The sequence below is a fragment of the Pseudomonas sp. F007 genome (assembly GCF_057814275.1).
The window spans coordinates 273,814-289,521 of the sequence record NZ_JBVATA010000007.1 but is presented as its reverse complement, the minus strand read 5'-3'; the positions used below and the strand labels follow the sequence as shown (position 1 = coordinate 289,521).

General features: G+C 63.3%; 13 protein-coding genes. 4 read left to right on the top strand and 9 right to left on the bottom strand.

From position 1 onward, the window contains the following. Window positions 1-36: 36 nt before the first annotated feature. Genes ACZYR5_RS19190 through ACZYR5_RS19175 form a run of 4 tightly spaced genes read right to left on the bottom strand, consistent with a single transcriptional unit; the run spans window position 37 to window position 3,234 of the window. The gene (locus ACZYR5_RS19190) at window positions 37-843 is read right to left on the bottom strand and encodes a DUF4892 domain-containing protein (RefSeq protein WP_489091050.1); all 807 of its coding nucleotides are present in this window, start codon (window positions 841-843) and stop codon (window positions 37-39) included. A 23-nt stretch (window positions 844-866) separates the two neighbouring features. Beyond that, on the bottom strand, window positions 867-1,526 hold the full coding sequence (locus ACZYR5_RS19185) for a glutathione S-transferase family protein (protein WP_489091049.1): 660 nt from the start codon (window positions 1,524-1,526) through the stop codon (window positions 867-869). A 50-nt stretch (window positions 1,527-1,576) separates the two neighbouring features. Beyond that, window positions 1,577-2,431 carry an alpha/beta fold hydrolase gene (locus ACZYR5_RS19180; RefSeq protein ID WP_489091048.1) on the bottom strand — a complete coding sequence of 285 codons (855 nt, stop codon included), beginning with the start codon at window positions 2,429-2,431 and terminating at the stop codon, window positions 1,577-1,579. After that, a complete protein-coding gene (locus ACZYR5_RS19175; RefSeq protein WP_489091047.1) occupies window positions 2,428-3,234 on the bottom strand; it encodes an alpha/beta fold hydrolase in 807 nt (268 codons plus the stop codon). Before ACZYR5_RS19175 ends, ACZYR5_RS19180 begins: the two co-directional genes overlap by 4 nt. Window positions 3,235-3,351: 117 nt before the next feature. On the opposite strand from ACZYR5_RS19175, the gene ACZYR5_RS19170 reads away from it, so the two are divergent. After that, complete coding sequence (locus ACZYR5_RS19170; protein WP_489095172.1) at window positions 3,352-6,411, top strand: RHS repeat domain-containing protein; 3,060 nt, start codon at window positions 3,352-3,354, stop codon at window positions 6,409-6,411. On the opposite strand, the gene ACZYR5_RS19165 is transcribed toward ACZYR5_RS19170, so the two are convergent. The 5 genes from ACZYR5_RS19165 to ACZYR5_RS19145 form a co-directional block, all read right to left on the bottom strand. Continuing rightward, window positions 6,408-6,851, bottom strand: coding sequence for a hotdog fold thioesterase (locus ACZYR5_RS19165; protein WP_489091045.1), 444 nt, complete (start codon window positions 6,849-6,851; stop codon window positions 6,408-6,410). The genes ACZYR5_RS19170 and ACZYR5_RS19165 overlap by 4 nt on opposite strands. Before the next feature lie 30 nt (window positions 6,852-6,881). Continuing rightward, window positions 6,882-8,549 (bottom strand): AMP-binding protein, encoded by a 1,668-nt coding sequence (locus ACZYR5_RS19160; RefSeq protein ID WP_489091044.1) that lies wholly within the window; start codon window positions 8,547-8,549, stop codon window positions 6,882-6,884. Between the two features lie 142 nt (window positions 8,550-8,691). Further along, window positions 8,692-9,150: a phosphohistidine phosphatase SixA gene (gene sixA, locus ACZYR5_RS19155; RefSeq protein ID WP_489091043.1), complete on the bottom strand. Its 459-nt coding sequence runs from the start codon at window positions 9,148-9,150 to the stop codon at window positions 8,692-8,694. After that, on the bottom strand, window positions 9,147-9,494 hold the full coding sequence (locus ACZYR5_RS19150; RefSeq protein WP_489091042.1) for a DUF4389 domain-containing protein: 348 nt from the start codon (window positions 9,492-9,494) through the stop codon (window positions 9,147-9,149). Before ACZYR5_RS19150 ends, sixA begins: the two co-directional genes overlap by 4 nt. A 23-nt stretch (window positions 9,495-9,517) precedes the next feature. Continuing rightward, window positions 9,518-10,543 carry an NAD(P)H-dependent glycerol-3-phosphate dehydrogenase gene (locus ACZYR5_RS19145; RefSeq protein ID WP_489091041.1) on the bottom strand — a complete coding sequence of 342 codons (1,026 nt, stop codon included), beginning with the start codon at window positions 10,541-10,543 and terminating at the stop codon, window positions 9,518-9,520. A 196-nt stretch (window positions 10,544-10,739) separates the two neighbouring features. Here ACZYR5_RS19145 and ACZYR5_RS19140 point away from each other — a divergent pair, with 196 nt between their 5' ends. The 3 genes from ACZYR5_RS19140 (at window position 10,740) to ACZYR5_RS19130 (ending at window position 15,689) form a co-directional block, all read left to right on the top strand. Next, window positions 10,740-12,863: a TonB-dependent receptor plug domain-containing protein gene (locus ACZYR5_RS19140; protein ID WP_489091040.1), complete on the top strand. Its 2,124-nt coding sequence runs from the start codon at window positions 10,740-10,742 to the stop codon at window positions 12,861-12,863. An 82-nt stretch (window positions 12,864-12,945) separates the two neighbouring features. Further along, the gene (locus ACZYR5_RS19135) at window positions 12,946-13,794 is read left to right on the top strand and encodes an ABC transporter substrate-binding protein (RefSeq protein WP_489091227.1); all 849 of its coding nucleotides are present in this window, start codon (window positions 12,946-12,948) and stop codon (window positions 13,792-13,794) included. Beyond that, complete coding sequence (locus ACZYR5_RS19130) at window positions 13,791-15,689, top strand: response regulator (protein WP_489091039.1); 1,899 nt, start codon at window positions 13,791-13,793, stop codon at window positions 15,687-15,689. Before ACZYR5_RS19135 ends, ACZYR5_RS19130 begins: the two co-directional genes overlap by 4 nt. The last annotated feature ends 19 nt before the right edge of the window (window positions 15,690-15,708 follow it).

The window sequence follows — 15,708 nt, the reverse complement described above, 5'->3', positions numbered from 1 at the left end:
GGCGAACGACCAACGGTACGTCCGCCAACACAGAGCTTAACGCAAGAGTTCGAAATGCAGGCCAGGTGCCTGCACCTCGCCCAGCTCCAGACGCGCACTGCGTACCCCGGCGTCGATCAACGCCTGACGCCAGGCCTCGGCCTGAGTGCCGGAAACGCTGACGCGGGAGGTGGTGTCGAGGTTCAGTCCACGGGACAACAGTGTGACCCAAGGCGCCTGCGGATCGCCGGTCAGGCGTGCCAGGTCAAGCTTGCCGGTGTCCTTGAGCTGGCGCAGCAAGGTCGCGGACGTGGGCAACACCTCGCCCAACGGTGCGCTGGCGTCGAACTGCTCGACATGCAGGTAGGCCCGGCGATTGCCTCGGGTAATGCTGTACAGCGCCACCAGCGAGTTGTCCTGGGGTGCGGCCAGGCGCAGCAACAGGTAAGCCTGCTCGTTGTCGGCCCCGGAGAGCTTGGCATTGCCGAAGACCTCATTGGCCCACAGGCTGTTTTCCCCGCAATCACGCGCCTGGCACCAGAACAACGGTTCGGCGCCCTGCTTCTGCAAGGCTTCGCGAGCATGGGTGAAGGCCGATTGGGCCGTGTGCTCCGCTGGCAGTTCATAGGTCACCGCGGTCAACTGCCCACGCGGATTGAGCTGGCTCTCGGAGCGAATCCGGTTACTGATCTTGCGGATCGAACCCATGGGGTACAACCGCTCCAGTTGCGCGGCCTGACGATAATCGACGATTTGCGCGTCGTCCGGGCGGGGCAGCAATGGCAAGTCCTGGCTGCCCGGCACATCGGCAGCTGCTGCCAGCGAACTGAAACAACCGACCACCAGCAAACTGATAAAACGCATGGGCTTCAACCTTGAAGAGACTCTCATCGGATCAACATGGACTGGGCGCCCTTGATGACGCTGGCGTCGTCGATCCGCTGCGGGACCAGCAGGCCACGTTGCACCGCATCGCGCCCGGCCAGGGTCGCCATCCAGCGTTGCAGGGCCGGCAAGCCGTCGACCGAGACACCGGACCATTCGTGGCCGCGGACCCAGGGATAAGTGGCAATGTCGGCAATGCTATAGGTGTCGGCAAGGTATTCGGCGACCTGCAGGCGGCTGTCGAGCACTTCGTAGAGGCGGCGGGTTTCATGCTGGTAACGGTCGATGGCGCCCTGGAGCTTTTCCGGGAAGTAGCGGAAAAATACGTTCGCCTGGCCCTGCATCGGCCCTACTCCCCCCATCTGGAACATCAGCCACTGGATCACCAGCGAGCGTCCCTTCGGATCCTTGGGCAGCAGTTGACCGCTCAGTTCGGCGAGGTAGAGGAGAATCGCGCCGGACTCGAACACAGCGAAATCGCCGTTGGCACGATCGACAATCGCCGGGATCCGGCCATTGGGATTGATCTTGAGAAACTCGGGGGTCTTTTGTTCCTTCTTGTCGAAACTCAGGGCATGCACCGTGTAGGGCATGCCGAGTTCTTCGAGCACGATAGAGACCTTGTGGCCATTCGGGGTCGCAGCGGTGTAGAGATCTATCATGGTTGTCTCCCATTTCAACCCGACCAGCCTCGACAGTTGCCCGCGGCAAGTCAAGGAATGGCGAAGAACCGATTGAAACAGTCTGCAACAAGGGTCGCACCGTGCTCGTCGTTCAAGTGCAGATGATGGCCGCCCGGCAGCTGTTCGCGACTGAAGGGTAGACGCTCCAGCAATTCGGGATGCCTGGCGAGCATGCCGTCCTCGGCGACCACCAGGTGCGCCGGGCAGGTGCGACGCTGGGCAAAGGACATCGCCTGTTCGCTGGACAGGCGCAGGGGTGACGGCAGCGTCAGGCGGCTGTCGGTGCGCCAGGTGTAACCGCCCGGCACTGGCATCAGGCCACGCCGGGCGAGCAATTCGGCGGCTTCGCGACTGACCGCGACCAGGCCCTTCATGCGCACCTCCACGGCGCGCTCCAGGGTGTTGTACACCGGCTTCTGCTTGCCCTGCAGGTCGAGTTGGGCCTGCAACGCCATGCCCATGCGTTCGGCCGCGTTGTCGTGCTCGGCAGTGGGTGGAATGACCCCGTCGATCAACGCCAGATGGGTGATGCGCTCAGGCATGGCCCCGGCGATGACCAACGAGACAATCGCCCCCAGGGAGTGCCCCATCAGGGCAAAGCGTTTCCAGCCCAGCTGCTCGGCGACCTGCAGCACGTCGTAGGCGTAGTCCCACAACGCATACCCGGCACCCGGCGGGCGGTGCCCGGAATGACCGTGCCCGGCCATGTCCAGGGCGACGATGCGCAGCCCCTGAAGTTTTGGTGCCAGTCGCGCAAAACTGTTGGCGTTGTCCAGCCAGCCGTGCAGGGCGATCACCGGCAGACCGTCTTCAGGCCCGAACAAGTGGGCGGCCAACTCGATATGCGGCAGGTTCAGGCGGATTTCTTCGACGATCTGGCTCATGCGCAATCCTGTTGGCGACGACCGCCCCAGCGCTGGAACAGGCCCTTGAGCATCTGGGCCGTATCCAGGGGACGTTCGAGGGGAAACATGTGGCCGCCGGGCATGGTCAACGACTCACCCAGGGGCAGCCGGTCGACCGAACTGGCGTGATGGCGCATGACCACACGGCTGCTGTGTCCGCGAACCACCGCCAGCGGCACCTGCAATTGCCGGGTGCTGCCTGGACTGGTGTGCGGCACGCCGCGATAGATGCTGATTTCCGTGGCCGGGTCGAAGCGCAGGCGCAGCTTGTCGTCGACTTGCTGCAAGCCATGTTGCAGGTAGGCATCGAAGCACTCCGGGTCGAAGCTGCGAAACAGGGTTTTACCGGCGAAATACTGGCGTGCGCTGTGCAGGTCGGTGAACTCTTCACGCCGGCCCAGGGTGCGCCCGGCCGGGGTCAGGCGGTCGATGAAGCCAAAGCGTTTGGCCGCACGAATCACCCAGCGATCGGCTCGGGTCAGCACGGGCGAATCGAGCATCACCACGCCCCGATACAACTCGGGGCAACGCAAGGCTGCATGCAGGTGCAACACGCCACCAAAGGAGTGACCGACACCCCACACCGGCTCGGCTTGCTGCTGCAGGTGATGGATCAGCTCATCCACCAGGTTGTACCAGTTGTCGTCAGCCGGGAAGCGCGGATCGTGGGCGTGCTGCTCCAGATGCGTCACCTGAAACTCGGGTGCCAGCGCCGCAAACAACTTGCCGTAGGTCCCCGAAGGAAACCCATTGGCGTGGGCGAAAAAGATCTGTTGCGACATACCTGCGAATCCATCAGCGAGAACAGCCCTTGATTGTCCGCAAGACCGCGTCCTGCGGCAATGACCGTAACTGCCAGGAGTGATGACAGACCTGCCGTTGCCCGGACGCCACTGGGCGTGCAACCCGTTATTTCTGACAGTTGTCCGGCAACCGTCATCGGACGGATAAGAACGTCTTTACCACCCTTCATGGAAGAATCTGAAATGCTCCACACCCAAACTCCGTCCCTCCAAGTCATCGACCCGCGTGGGTTGAACGTGCGAGGCGTGGCATACCATCGGCGCGAGGAAGCAGCGGCTACCCAGGCCTATATCACTCAACAGGTGCATGACGCCGCCGGCCGGGCCGAGCTGAGCCGCGATCCCCGGCTGTTCTGCATCAATCAGCATGGCGAGCCTGCGGCCAACCAACAGACTGTATTCAGCCTCTCGGGGGCTGTGCTGTTGACACAGAACGTCGACACGGGCTGGCGCCTGGGATTGTTCGGGGCGCATGGGCAACCTGTTGCAGGGTGGGACCAGAAACTCAGCCAGAGCCACATCGAGTACGACCTCCTGGGTCGCCCGGTGGCCACACTCGAGCGCCCGAGGCAAGGACCGGAACGCTGCATCGCCCGGCTCACCTACGCCGGCAGCGACGCCGATGCCGGCAGCAACCTGCGCGGCCAGTTGATTCGCCACGACGACACCGCCGGCAATCTGGTCTTCACCGAGTTCAGCCTGCACGCCACACCACTGCAGCACTGCCGCACCTTCCTCGCCGACCCGCGCTGGCGGGTGGACTGGCCCGTCTCCGTGCCAGCACGCGACGCCCTGCTGGAGAGCGAGCCCGCCATCACTCGCCTTCAGTGCAATGCCGTCGGCGAGCCGATCAGCCAGATAGATGCGGTGGGTAACCGGCAGGCATTCGTCCATGACGGTGCCGGTCAACTGCGGGAAACCCGCGTGCGGCTGGCCGGTCGCGCCGCTGAAACCACCCTGGTCCGCGACATCCGCTACAACGCCTTCGGCCAGATCGAACAACAATGCGCCGGTAACGGCGTTGTTTCATGGGCGACGTTCAGCCCCAACGACGGCCGCCTGCAACACCTGAAAGCCGGCGTACCGGGTCAGCCGGCACTGCAGGACCTGAGGTATGAATATGACCCAGTGGGCAATGTCACGAGTATCGCCGACGGCGCCGAAGTGACTCGCTATCAACGCAACCAGCGCATCGATCCCGTCAGCCGCTACCGCTACGACAGCCTTTACCGACTGATCGAGGCGACCGGCCGGCAGGTGCGCAATGCCCCAGGCGGCCACCAGCCACCCGCTTTCCAGTCCCCTGCCGACCCCGGACAGCAGGAAAATTACCAGCGTTCCTACACCTACGATGAAGCCGGCAACCTGACGCTCATGCAGCATCAGGCAAGCAGCGGCAATCGGACCGAACGCACGGCTATCGCCCGCCTCAGCAATCGCAGCCTGCCCCAGAGGCACGATGGCGAGCTGCCTGACGAACAGCAAATTGCCCTTGCTTATGACCTGAACGGCAACCGTAGCGAGCTTCAACCGGGGCAGGCCCTGCAGTGGGATTTGCGTAACCAGTTACGACAGGTCGATCAGTTGAAGCGTGAAGACGGACCGGACGATTGCGAGTTTTACCTGTATGACAGCGGTGGCAGGCGTCAGCAAAAAATCCGTCAAGCCGATACCGGCACCTTGCTCCGCACGCACGAGACCCGTTACCTGCCGGCTGTGGAAATCCGCAAAGGGGCCGACCAGACGCTCCACGTCATGACGATCACGGCCGGACGCAGCACCGTGCAGATCCTCCATTGGCCCACTGAACCGCCAACGGGTATTGCCCAGGATCAGCATCGCTACAGTTTTACCGATCAATTGGGCTCCAGCACCCTGGAACTGGACGAAGCGGCTGCGTTGATCTCTTGGGAAGGCTACTACCCCTACGGCGCAACCTCCTGGTGGGCCGGACGCAACAGGCTGGAGGCCAGCTACAAGACGCTGCGCTACTGCGGCCAGGAACGGGATGCGACCGGTCTGTATTACTACGGATTGCGCTACTACATTCCCTGGTGCCAACGCTGGCTGAACGCGGATCCCGCTGGCACCGCGGATGGCTTGAATCTGTATGCGATGGTGCATGGCAATCCGATCGGGCACGTGGATCTCCAGGGCTTGATCACTGTGGGCCAGGGGTTGAGTGCCGCCGCTGCGACGATTGGTCGTGATGGTTTGAGCGCCCTGGCCGGCGGCGCTGTCAGGTTTCTGGCAGGGCAACTGCTGACCCAGTATTCAAGCAGTTCTACTGAAGACTCCGATGGCCAGGCGGTGACCCCTGGCACTAATCTGGCGTTGACGGTAGCAGGTGCCACAGTCGGAGTTCTCGCGGGAGGGTCCATGGGGATGGGGGCGGGAAGCAATATCGCGTCCCGGTACAGCGACCACCGTTCTGTAAAGCGCCTGGGGGCAGCCTTGGGTGCCGTGGTGGGTGCAGCGGCAGGTGCCGCAACCCCGCTCTATACCTACTGGAGCAATCCCGACCAACTCAATACCGTGGCCATCAGCTTGATCTCAGCCATGGCCGGCAACCTGACCAGGGAAACAGGACAACGCGTCAGCGCTGACCTGGGGCCCAACATCACGCTCCCGCCCGAGGGTGTCGCGACGGCGGCGCGCACTGCGGTTTATGCCGGCCAACTGTTCGCCGGCGGCCTGCTCAAGGCCGAGCTTTCGCCCCTGCTGGGTGTTGCTGTTGGTGCAGCCGTCGAAGGCCTGGATGGCGCGTCCGCCGTCGCGATCAATGCCTGGCGTGGCGGCGATTTTACCGAGGGCGGGCGCTCGTTGAGCATGCCGAAGAGCGACGAACTGCTGTATGGCTGGGCGACGCGCACCGCCGGTTCAAGCCTGACCGCCTCGCTGACCGCCCTGTCCACCCCGCTGACCGAGGCGATTGCCAACCCCATTCTGCGCCAGGCCGTCATTGATGGCATGGCCACTCCCACCGAAGCCAGGACGTTGGCGGGGCAGCAGGTGAAAGCGGGTTTCAGTGAACTGACCCCGCTGAACGATTGGAACCCTCGCCTTGATCAACACACACCGGCCACAATCAGTGATGTGATTGCTTCGTCATCTGAGGTGATCGAAATGACGGCAGCACGCCGACGTTCAGTCTAACGCTCGGCCGGCGCCTGACCCAGCGGCACCACCGCCATGGTCAGGCGCGACACGCAACTGGCCTTGCCCTCATCGCTGCTCAGGCGAATGTCCCAGACATGGGTGGTGCGTCCAATATGAATGGGCGTGGCCACCGCCGTGACTCGCCCGCTGCGCAGGCCACGCAGGTGATTGGCATTGATTTCCAGGCCGACGCAGTAGAACTTGCTGGCGTCGATACACAGGTAGCTGGCCATCGAACCGACCGACTCGGCCAGCACCACCGATGCACCGCCATGCAACAGACCATAGGGCTGATGGGTACGATGATCGATGACCATGCTGGCGGTCAGTGACTGCTCGTCAAAGGACTCGAAACGGATATCCAGCACTTCGCCGATGGTGTTTTTCTGAATCGCGTTGAGTTGCTCGATGTTCGGAGTGGTACGCCACAGACTCATCACTTCATCCCCAGTTGGTGTTATTGGAGGTCAATCCTGCCATAGCACGGCTTCGCTGCGGGCACTCCATTCTTCAAAGCGCGCCCCGTAGGTGGCCTCGATCACGTTGCGCTTGATCTTCAGGGTCGGGGTCAGAAAGCCGTTTTCCACCGCCCAGCTGTCCTTGACCACCACCAGGCGACGCAGCCGTTCGTGCTTGTCGAGGGCCCCGTTGACCTCTTCGAGCAAGCGTTCCAGGCTCGCCTGCAAGGCATGGCGCGCGGCGCTGGTGGCGTCCTGCAGGCCGACCGCGGACAGCACACAAAGCCCGAGCGGCGCACTCAGCCCATCGCCCACCACGCACACCTGTTCGATGCGGCTATGCACCGCCAGGCGGTTTTCGATCGGCGCCGGCGCGACATATTTGCCCTTGCTGGTCTTGAAGATTTCCTTGAGCCGTCCGGTCAGGCGCAAATAGCCTTCGGCGTCCTGTTCACCCTTGTCGCCGGTGCGCAAGAAGCCGTCCTCGGTCAGGGTCTCGGCGGTCTTCTGCGGCTCCTTGAAATAACCCTGCATGTTGGCGCCGCTGCGCACCTGGACCTCGCCCGCCTCGTCAATGCGTACCTCGACTTCCGGGCACGGCTTGCCGATCCAGCCCGAACGCTGTTGCCCTGCCAGGGAAATATGCGAGTAACCGCAGCTTTCGGTCATGCCGTAGACCTCCAGCACATCCAGCCCGAGGCGCTTGTACCAATTGAGCAGCGCCAGCGGCACCGGGGCGGCACCGGACAAGGCGACACGCAGTGCGTCCAGCCCCAGGCCGGCCAGCACCTTGTGCCCGACGCGCTTGCCGATGATCGGCAGGCCCAGCAGCAGATCCAGGCGCTTGGCCGGGATCTTGCCGTACACGCCCATCTGGAATTTGGTCCAGATACGCGGCACGCCGAACAGCGCGGTGGGACGCGCACGCTGCAGATCGGTCAGAAAGGTCTCCAGGCTTTCGGCGAAGAACACCGTCTGGCCGGTGTAGATCGACGCGAGTTCGACAAACATGCGCTCGGCCACATGGCACAGCGGCAGGTACGACAGCAGTCGATCCGACTCATTGAGGTTGAACAACTGCGTGCCACGGGTGGCGGCGAACCCGAGGTTGCCGAAATTGTGCATGACGCCCTTGGGCAGCCCGGTGGTACCCGAGGTATAGATGATGGTCGCCAGCGCATCGGCTGGCGGGGTCGGGCTGTCCTGGATCGGCGAGCTGCGCTGCAGGTCGGCCCAGGTGAAGTCGAACACCCCTTCCGGACACAGCGGAAGGCTGATGGTCGGCAGGTCGGCGCTGACGCCTTTGGACATGCCCGGCCAGTCGTCCAGCTTGCCAATGAACGCCAGCGCCGCTTCGGAATGATCGAGCACCTGGGCCACCGATTCGGCCGTCAGGTTGGGGTACAGGGGAACGGAGACGTGCCCGGCCATCCAGATCGCCAGATCGGCAATGATCCAGTGCGCGCAGTTTTTCGAGATCAGGGCAATGTGGCTGCCCTGGGGAAGCTCCCGCGCCCGCAGCCAATGCGCGGCGCAACGGGCCTGGTGGCCGACGTCGGCCCAGGTCAGGGTTTGCACCTGGCCACCGGCCGACGGTTGCACCAGAAAACGCTGGGCGGGATGCCGAGCCTCTCGCTCGTAGAACACTTGCAGCGGCAAACGAAAAGCGGCGGACATGGCAGGCGCTCCTTTTTGTTCGATGTGGCGGCAAGCGTAGACCAACCAAGCGATTGCTTGGTTGGCAATTGTAAACAAAAATATTAAACGCGGCCCGAGCCCATGTCGCCCGGTGCGTTGAGCGGCCCAAGGGCCGCGCCCATCAGTGCTTGGGGTGCTTGAGGCTGTTGAGCTTCATCAGCCCGGCCATTGGCCACTCGCCCTCCAACTCCGCCAGGGTTGCGGTGTGGACGGTTTCCGGCTGCTGCACATGACCATGCTGCAGGTAACCCAGAAGGTTGCTCACCAGCGGGTTGTGACTGACCAGCAGCACGTTGTCCGCGGTGGCCAACTGCTCCGCCACGGCTTGCGGCCGATTGTCCGGCGTCAGCCACTCCACGGTGCGCAGATCCGGTGTGAAACCGAGAACCTCACGCACGATCTGCGCCGTCTGCTGCGCACGCAGGTAAGGGCTGGCGTAAATCGCCGTCAAGGGTTTGCCCATCAACTTCGCAGCACTGTGCAGGACCTCTTTGCGACCCCGCTCCGTCAAAGCCCGCTCCGAATCAGGACGCGAGCCGTACGGCTCGGCTTCGCCGTGACGCAGGACCCAGACTTTCATAGCTTCGGCTCCTCATCACGCACCGGATGCGGGGCTGGCGGGACACTGTGGGGGGCCTCGCCTTCCGGGGTGCGCGGGGTCGGCCAGTCGGCAAACGGCCAGGGTTTCTGGTCACTGTGGAAGCTGCCGAAACGACCGATCTGCGCGAGGAACTGGCTGAGGCTGTCACCGAAATTCATCAGGCTGGCACTCGGCGCACCGTAGATCAGGCGGTAAATCAACTGCACCACCACCAGCGCGCCGAGCAGGAATTGCGCGACCTGCCAGACCAGCACGAACACCAGCATCCACAACACCCGCAGGGCAATGGATTCATACTTGGCGTCTACTTTGGGTTCGTTCATGTGTTGCTCCCGGGCTCGAGTGTTCAGTTGAAACCGCTGATGGAAATGAAATCGACATCGGTCTTCGGCTCGCCACGCATCAGCAGTTCAATCACCTGCTCCAGCGTGCGCCCTTCAAACAGGATCGCGTGCAGGCCGGCGACCAACGGCATGTAGACGCCCACGTCCTGGGCCTTGGCCTTGAGCACCTTGAGGGTGTTGACACCTTCGGCGACTTCACCCAGGCGCGTCACCGCCTCTTCCAGGCTCAAGCCCTGACCGAGGGCAAAGCCGACCTGATAGTTGCGACTCTTGGGCGAGGAGCAGGTGACGATCAGGTCGCCGACACCGGCCAGGCCGAGGAAGGTCATCGGGTTGGCACCCTGATTCACCGCGAACCGGGTCATCTCCGCCAGCGCCCGAGTGATCAACATGCTCTTGGTGTTTTCGCCCATGCCCAGCGCCACCGCCATGCCGGCAATGATTGCGTAGACGTTTTTCAGCGCCCCGCCCAGCTCGACGCCGAAGCGGTCGCCACTGGCATACACACGGAAGGTCCGACCGTGCAACGCCGCCTGCACCTGCTGGCACAGGGCCTCATCTTCACTGGCCACCACCGTCGCCGTCAGGGCGTGCTCCGCCACTTCACGGGCGAGGTTGGGCCCCGACAGCACGCCGATACGCGCCTGCGGCGCGATTTCTTCAAGGATCTGACTCATCAGCTTGAAAGTCTGCGCCTCGATACCCTTGGTCAGGCTCACCAGCATTTTGCCGCTCAGGCGCTCGGCATGGGGCGCCAGCACCGAACGCAGGGCACTGGAGGGCAAGGCGACGAAACACAGGTCGCAGGCGTCCAGGGTCGCCAGCAGATCGGTGACCGGCTCGACTGCCGGGTGCACCTTGATGCCCTTGAGGTAGCGCGGGTTTTCACGATTGACGCGGATAGCTTCGGCCTGCTCGGGGTCACGCATCCATTGCCGGACCGAATGACCATTCTGCGCCAGTAAATTTGCCACGGCGGTGCCAAAACTCCCGCCTCCCAGGACCGCAATCGGGCGCTGTTCAGTCATATCCAATCCATTCATCCATAGCAGTGGCGATGGCGGCATTATACGGGGCGGTCGACCATCGGCCAGCCCCAGCGATAATTACCGACACCTATAGGAAGCTAGACAACAAATCCAAGGAAAACGCTGATAACGCCAATGGAAAAGTCGACTGGCTCGGTTAACATGCGCACCTTCCAAACGGTATCAAGGCTGTTCCGTGTTTGCTGGTCCCTGCCCTTTCCGCTCGTCACTGGCCCTGGCGCTGATCTTCAGCGACACGTTGCTGGCCGATGACCTGTTCCTCGACAACGCGCAAGTGCCGCAAGTGCTGACCGCCACCCGGCTCAAACAGTCCGCCGCCGCCGTGCCCGGCAGCATGACGGTGATCGACAGCCCGTTGATCAAGGCCAGTGGCGCGCGGGATATCAGCGAGGTGCTGCGGCTGGTGCCGGGAATGATGATCGGCAACCTCAACGGCAACCAGGCCAGCGTCAACTACCACGGCACCAACGCCAACCCGGCGCGACGCATGCAGGTGCTGGTCGATGGGCGTTCGATCTACCGCGCCGGGCTGGCGACCGTGGAGTGGAGCGACATCACCGTGGCCATGGAGGATATCGAGCGCATCGAGGTTTTCCGCGGCCCCAACACCGTCAGCTACGGCGCCAACGCACTGATGGCCGTGGTCAATATCATCACCCGCACGCCGGCCAACAGCCATGGCTCGCGAGTGAAGGTCACCCGTGGCCAACGCGGCATCAATGACTGGTACGCCAGCCACGGAACCGGCTGGACCAGCGGCGACCTGCGCCTCTCGCTCTCCGGCCAGCAGGACGACGGCTTCGACAGCGACCAGTTGGGCGAGGACTATCGCGACAGTCGCCGCCTCAACCGCATCAGCCTCGCCGTCAGCCAGGCCCTCGACGAACGCCAAAGTATCGATTGGCAGCTCAACGCCAAGGACGGCAGCAACCAGCGGCCGTACACCTATCGGCCGGTGTTTTCCGGGATTACCGCTGCCGGGAATAACTCCGACGTCACTGCCAAAAGCTATTCCGGTGCGCTGCGCTGGAACCTCGACCTCGATCCTGACCACAGCCTCTACGTTCAGGGCATCGCCCAGCAATGGGATCGCCAGCAGACCTGGCGCGCCTGCGATGCCGAAGTCTCGTTCAGCCCGCAACTCACCGAGCTTTGGCAACTGAACCCGAACTACGCCGAACAAGTGGCGCGGCACATGAACAGCTTCACCAGCAGCGGTGCACCGAACGCGGCGCCGAGAGAAGTCGCGCTGGCCAATCAGGTCCTGGCGCAGTGGCGAGGCGGCGCCAACCAGACGGTCTGCGGCGACATCGACCAGAGCAGCCGCGAAACACGCTACGAGCTGGAGTTGCAGGACACCCTGGGGATTGCCGATGGCCTGCGCCTGGTCAGCGGCATGAACTATCGCTACGACCGGGCCGACTCCGAGACCTACTTCAATGGCACCCTCGACGACACCACCTGGCGCCTGTTCGGCCAGCTGGAATGGCGGGCCAGCGAGCACTGGTTGCTGCAGGGTGGCGCCATGTACGAAAGCAACCACTTGATCGGCGACTCGCTGACCCCACGCTTCGCGATCAACTACCTGATCAATCCGCGCCATGGCTTGCGCGCCGTCTATTCGGAAGCCGTCCGCTCGCCCGACATGTTCGAGGACAACGTCAACTGGAGTTATCAGGTTACCCGGCTGCGACCCGCCGCCTACGGCCAGTCCAGTGCCCGCTATTTCGTCAGGACCCGCGGCCCCGGGGATCTGGAGCAGGAGCACATGCGCTCGCGTGAAGTGGGTTACAACGGCTTTTTCCCGGACCAGGGGCTTAACCTAGACCTGAAGCTGTTTTACGACGAAATCACCGGCATGGTCAGTGAGCCGCTGCGCAACAACCAGTACATCGCCAGCAACGCCAACACCGCGCGCTTTCAAGGCAGCGAAGCCCAGCTCGACTGGCGCGTGACGGCCGTCGACCGGCTGCGCCTGACCTACGCCTATGTCGATGTGCAGGCCAGCAGTCCCCAGGATCAACAATTGACCGCGCGCAACAGCGGCTCAGCCGGCTGGCTGCGGGATTGGGGGCAAGGCTGGAGCAGCGCCCTCTTCTACTATGGCGCCGACGCGCTCAATGGCTACCGCTTCGACCGGATCGACACCCGCATCGCCCGACGCATGCCCCTGGGCAACGCCAGCCTGGAATTGGCCGGCATGCTGCAGCAGCGTCTCGACCCGCAACCCACCACCTATGCCGACAATCGCTACGACTCGCGTCACGTGGTGTATTTCAGCGCCGAGTTGACGTTCTGACATGACCCAGGCCCGCAACGTGACTCGTGCAGTGAGCAGACCCTGGTGGTGGTCCTGCACCCTGCTGCTGGCCGGCTTGTTCATGCTGCCGGTACGGGCAGCCGATGTGCTGCTGACCGGGGCCGAGAACAGCCCCGGCATGCAGGCGTTCACTCAGGCCCTGGCCGCCCAGCGACCGAAAGACAACATACGCTTCATTGCGCTGGAAGATTTGCCCGCGCCTTCGCGCATTCCCACCACCACGCGCCTGATCCTCCTCGACCTGGCCAGCCTGGACTGGCGCCTGCAGGACAACCAGGGGCCGCCCACCCTGGTGCTGCGGGTCAGCCGCGTGCAGGCCAATCAACGGGTCGGCGCGACCCGGCCGATGCACCTGTGCCTGCTGTGGAGCGATCCGCCGCTGAGCCGCCAGTTGCACCTGACCCGGATTCTCCTGCCACAAGCCCGCCGCGTAGGCGTGCTATACGGCAAGAACAGCGAGTTCCTGCTCAAGGAACTGCATGGCAGTGCCCACCACATGGGCCTGGAGATTGTCGCCGAACGCTGGGACGACACCCGCGATAGCCGGCCCCTCCAAGCGCTGTTGAAGAACAGCGATGTGCTGCTGGGCCTTGACGACGCAGACCTGTTCAACGCGAAAACCGCGAAAAACCTGCTGCTCAGCAGCTACAGCCAGCAACAGGCGCTGATCGGCCCCAACGCCGGCTTCGTCAAGGCCGGCAGCCTGGCCAGCAGCTACAGTGACCAGGACGACTGGCTGGCCATCCTCGATGACCTGCTGGACCGTCCCCCCGCCAGTTGGCCGCGCAGCCTGTACCCCAAGCGCTTCAAGGTGGCGAGCAATCCGCAGGTGGCGCGATCGCTGGGTATCGAGCAGATTGACCCGGTGGCGATGTCCATTCAGTTGGCCGAAGGAGAACCCGCTCCATGACCTTGCGCCGCCACTGGGGCATCAGTACCCGCACTCAAGTGATCAGTCTCGGCCCGGCCTTGCTGCTGACCCTACTGCTGATCAGCTTCTTTACCTTCGTGCGCATCCAGGACCTGCGCCAGGAACTCAACCACACAGGGCAACTGATCGCCAACCAACTGGCCCCCGCCACCGAGTACGGAGTGATTTCCGGCAACAATGAAGTCCTCGAAAGCCTGATGAGGGCGACCCTGGCCACGCCCCACGTACGTTTTTTGCAGGTACGCGACAGCGCCAACAACATCCTGGTGCATGTCGAACAGCCGTCGCTCTCCAGGGAAAAATCGCAACTGGTCGAGGTATTCCAGTCCCCGGTGCGCCTGCAACGCATCTCGCTGAACAATGATTTCCTGCAGGGTTCGGCGTCGAACAGCGGCGTCGCCGAGGATTATCTGGGGCGGGTGATTGTCGGCATGTCCAACGACGCCTTCAATCAGCGTCAGCAGGAAATCGTCCTCAAGGCCGGGATTCTCGCGCTGTTCGCCCTGCTCTTTACCTTCATTCTGGCGCGCCGCCTGGCGGCCAGTCTGTCCGAGCCGATCAGCGCCATGGGCAATGCCGTCAAGGCGATCCAGCAAGGGGACTACAGCACCCCGCTGCCGATCGTCGATGATGCCGAACTGGGCAGCCTGGCGCGCCACATCAATAACCTGGCCGATGGCCTGGAGCACGCCAGCCGCGATCAGCAGCAAGCCATGGCGCAACTGATCCAGACCCGCGAAGAGGCGGAGAAGGCCAACAGCGCCAAGTCCGACTTCCTGGCGATGATGAGCCATGAATTGCGCACGCCCATGAACGGCGTGCTGGGAATGCTGCAACTGCTCGAAACCACGCAGATGACCGAAGAGCAGGTGGAATATGCGGCGCTGGCATCGCAGTCCACCGAACACCTGCTCAAGGTGATCAACGATATTCTCGATTTCTCCCGCATCGAACGGGCGCCCTTCGAATTGGAGAACATTGCGTTCAACCTCGCCGACCTGATCAGCAGTTGCGCCAATGCCTTCACTCATAGTGCGGTGCAGCGCGGCCTCAAGTTGCAACTGCAACTACCCGACGGTCTGCAGGCGCTGCACGTGCAGGGCGACCCCACGCGGATCCGGCAAATTCTGGTCAACCTGATCGGCAACGCCTTGAAGTTCACCGAGCGCGGCCAGGTCACCATTGAGCCGCAGTGGCAAGCCCTCGACCACGAACTGCTGTGGTTCACCTGCACCATACGCGACAGCGGCATCGGCATCGCCGCCGACCACCTGGAGCCGATGTTCAATGCCTTCCAGCAAGCCGACAGCTCGATTTCCCGGCGCTACGGCGGCACCGGCCTGGGCCTGCCCATCGCCCGAGCCCTGGCCGAGCGCATGGGCGGCACGCTGCGCGCGCAGAGTGTGGAAGGCCAGGGCTCGGCCTTCACCCTGGAAATCCCCCTGGCCCTGTCCCGCCAGGCGTTGCCCGCGCCGCCCCCGGCCGCACGCCCGACTCGCGCCAACGGTGCAGGCCGCCAGGTATTGCTGGTGGAGGACAACCCGGTCAACCAGACCGTGATCGAAGCGATGCTGCGCAGCCTGGGCTTTACCGTGACCCTGGCCACCGACGGCGCGCAAGCGGTGCACAGCGCCGAAAGCCTGGAGTTCGAGGCGATCCTGATGGATTGCCGGTTGCCGATCATCGACGGCTACGAGGCCACCCGACAAATCCGCAAGCTGCCCGGCTGCGCCGAGGTGCCGATCATTGCCCTGACTGCCAATGCCTTGCAGGGCGACCGCGAGGCCTGTCTGTCGGCGGGCATGAACGATTACCTGGCCAAGCCTTTCAAACGTACTGATCTGCAGCAAATTCTCCAGCGATGGCTGCAGTAGAACGTGCTCTTGGCGCAAC